Origin of the sequence: Ruminococcus sp. AM43-6 (assembly GCF_003461785.1) — a bacterium.
Lineage (GTDB): Bacteria > Bacillota > Clostridia > Oscillospirales > Ruminococcaceae > Hominimerdicola > Hominimerdicola aceti.
Window position 1 is genome coordinate 1 of the sequence record NZ_QTXU01000067.1, and the last position, 3,234, is coordinate 3,234.

Consider the following 3,234-nt stretch of genomic DNA (forward strand, 5'->3'; position numbering starts at 1 on the left):
GATAAGTAGAAATGGTAAAAACATTGTATAGCATTTTACACAGGAGTCTGGACTTGACTCACTTCCTTTATTATTTTTCATTTTTTTAAACTATTTAATACTAATGTCTTTTATAATAGCTTTTCATATATTATATAATCAATCTTTATAAGTCCTTTTATAAATTTCTTTTCTACCATTTTCGATAAATTCCTGTTTAATATTTTTAATTCCATAAACAATAGTTTCAATAGGATAATATTCTTCAACTATATCTTGATATTCTTTTGCTTTCTCAATATCTATATTTCCATACATTCTTAATATATCTTCTCCAAAATTTGTTCCTATTTCTTCTTCACTATCTTCAAGTAAGTATATAAAATCACAATATTCATCTATAATTCCAGAATCTCCAAAATCAATTATTCCAGTTAATCTATTATTGCCATCTAACAATAGATGATTACAACTAAAATCATTATGGCATAAACACTTTTTACCCTCAAAAACTGTTGTTGCATTTAGTCTTTCCATAAAACTTTCTATATAATCTTTTTCTATATCAGTTAAATCATTATAAATAGTTTCACGCAACAATATATACTCTTCTAATACATTTTGTTTATTATCAATAGTACATTCACTAATATCTGTATAATCTAAACCGTGCATTTGTCTTAAAAAACTGGCAATATCTCGTTTTAACAAATTTTGTTCTTCTTCTGACATAGTAGAATAAATTTCTGGTGTTAAAAAAGTTCCTTTAATTTCTTTATAACCTAGTATAGATAATTCATCACTAATATACGAATATTCAATATTAGGAATTTTTACATTAGTTTCTAAATTTGTATTTAAAAAATTATATATTGCTTTTTCTTTTGCATAACCTTTTTTCTTATTAGTACTAAATTTTGTTTTAAAAATGTATTCATTATTAACTAAATATGCCACACTATCATAACCACTACCGATTATTTCAATACTATCTACTTTGAAATTATCAAAGTAATGCTCAATTAAATATTTCATTGCCTTAACATTTGTGGCATTATCATCATATCTATATTCCATTAAATAACAATCTTCTTTTTTGCCCTCGTGTAATTCATGTTCTGGCAAATCTTCAATAATTCTAAAACCAGATTTTTGGTATGCCCTTATTGCTCTTGGATTATTTTTATGAGGGTCTAAAATAACTGCATTAGCATTTCTTTCTTTTTTCAAAAATTCAAAAATCAATTTAATATATCTTGTACCAATTCCTTTACTCCAATAATTTGGCTCTCCTATAAATTGATCCATACCATAGACTATCTCATCAGTTTTTGGATAATGATAATCAGTATATAACTCATCATACATTTTATATATTTGTCCATATCCAATAGGAACATTGTTATATTCAATAATTACTCTAAAAACTTCATCTTCCCAAGGCTCTGTATAATGTTTTTTTAATGATTCTAATGTATATTTTTTATCTCTACCACCATAAAATTCTAATACTCTTTCATCAGTTAACCATTTTAACATCAAAGGAAAATCATCATCTATTAAAGTTCTTATACATATTTCATTTTCAACTATATTCATTTATTTATCACCTTTTTCATAATCATATACATATACTATTTCATCTTTATAATCATTTTTACCACCTAATTTTTCATATACATGGCAAGCTCTAGGATTACCTTTATCAGTTATTAAAAACATTTCAGAACAACCAATCTCTTTAGAATATTCCTTAATAAAAGATAATAATTTTGAACCATAACCTTTGTCTTGATAGTTAGGTAACATTCCTATTGAGTGTAAATAAAACATTGTTTTTCCATCAGGTCTTAAAAGTGTATAGCAATATGCAAATCCTATAATTTTATTATTTTCTTTAGCTATAAACCCAAATGAACTGGTATCATTAAGAAATCCTTTTAAATTATCAATATCAAAAACCATATTATCATCAATTAAAACTTCTTCCATAAACTCAGTCAAGTCCAGACTCCTGTGTAAAATGCTATACAATGTTTTTACCATTTCTACTTATCAAAATTGATGTATTTTCTTGAAGAATAAATCCATTCATCATGTAGGTCCATAAGAACGGCTCCAATTAAGCGATTGGCTGATGTTTGATTGGGGAAGATGCGAATAATCTTTTCTCTTCTGCGTACTTCTTGATTCAGTCGTTCAATTAGATTGGTACTCTTTAGTCGATTGTGGGAATTTCCTTGTACGGTATATTGAAAGGCGTCTTCGAATCCATCATCCAATGATGCGCAAGCTTTTGAATATTTTGGTTGATCGATATAATCATGAATCAATCGATTTTTAGCCTCACGCGCTAAGTTAATATCTGTGAACTTAAAAATTCCTTTAACAGCTTCTCTGAAAGATTTTGAATTTTTTTTAGGAATGGTGGTAAAGATATTTCTTAGGAAGTGAACTTGGCATCTTTGCCAACTTACGTTGGTGAAGGATTTTCTAATGGCAGAGACTAATCCTTTGTGCGCATCAGAAATAACGAGTTCCGTACCTTGTAAACCGCGTTCTTTTAGGTATTCAAAAAATGTTGTCCAGGTCTCTTCGCTTTCGCCACTTTGAATCATGAAGCCGATAATTTCACGGTCGCCATCTTTGGTTATTCCAATCGCTATATGACAGCTTTTTGAGAGTACTCGATTTTCTTCTCGTACTTTTATATAGAGTACATCGGTCATTAAGTAAGGATAATTTTTTTCTGATAATAAACGATTCTGCCACTCGTTAACCATAGGTTCTAGCTGTTCTGTTAAGCTAGAAACGAAGGACTTAGAGACGGATTTACCACAAAGTTCTTCCACAATTTTTGATACTTTACGAGTTGAAACGCCTGATACATACATTTCCAACATTGAAGCCATGAGGGCTTTTTCGTTTCGTTGATAACGTTCAAACACTGTGGGTGAAAAATGGCCATCACGTGTTCTGGGTACTTTTAATTCTAGCGTGCCTACACGTGTCGTAAAGCTGCGCTCATAATAGCCATTTCGTTGACTTTGTCGGTTTTCTGTTCGTTCATATTCTTTTGCTTGAATATATTCTGTTCGTTGATTTTCCATTAGTTGATTAAATACCGTTGTTAAAATATTTTTAGAAACGTCATCCTTTACAGAATATTCAATAATGCTTTGAATCTCTTCGCTTTTCAGTGTAAAATGTACTTGGGTCATGTAAAAGTCCTCCTGGGTATGTTTTTGTCGTTAA

At 29.2% G+C, this 3,234-nt stretch carries 3 protein-coding genes; all 3 read right to left on the minus strand.

Annotated features, from left to right (window positions below):
• Window positions 1–138: 138 nt before the first annotated feature.
• From aph(2'')-Ia to DW938_RS14350, 3 genes are read right to left on the minus strand one after another with little or no spacing between them, the layout of a single operon-like run.
• On the minus strand, window positions 139–1,578 hold the full coding sequence (gene aph(2'')-Ia, locus DW938_RS14340; RefSeq protein WP_001028144.1) for an aminoglycoside O-phosphotransferase APH(2'')-Ia: 1,440 nt from the start codon (window positions 1,576–1,578) through the stop codon (window positions 139–141).
• Window positions 1,579–1,971, minus strand: coding sequence for a GNAT family N-acetyltransferase (locus DW938_RS14345; RefSeq protein ID WP_000393259.1), 393 nt, complete (start codon window positions 1,969–1,971; stop codon window positions 1,579–1,581).
• Window positions 1,972–2,027: 56 nt separating this feature from the next.
• Window positions 2,028–3,200: an IS256-like element IS256 family transposase gene (locus DW938_RS14350; protein WP_000195429.1), complete on the minus strand. Its 1,173-nt coding sequence runs from the start codon at window positions 3,198–3,200 to the stop codon at window positions 2,028–2,030.
• Window positions 3,201–3,234: the final 34 nt, after the last annotated feature.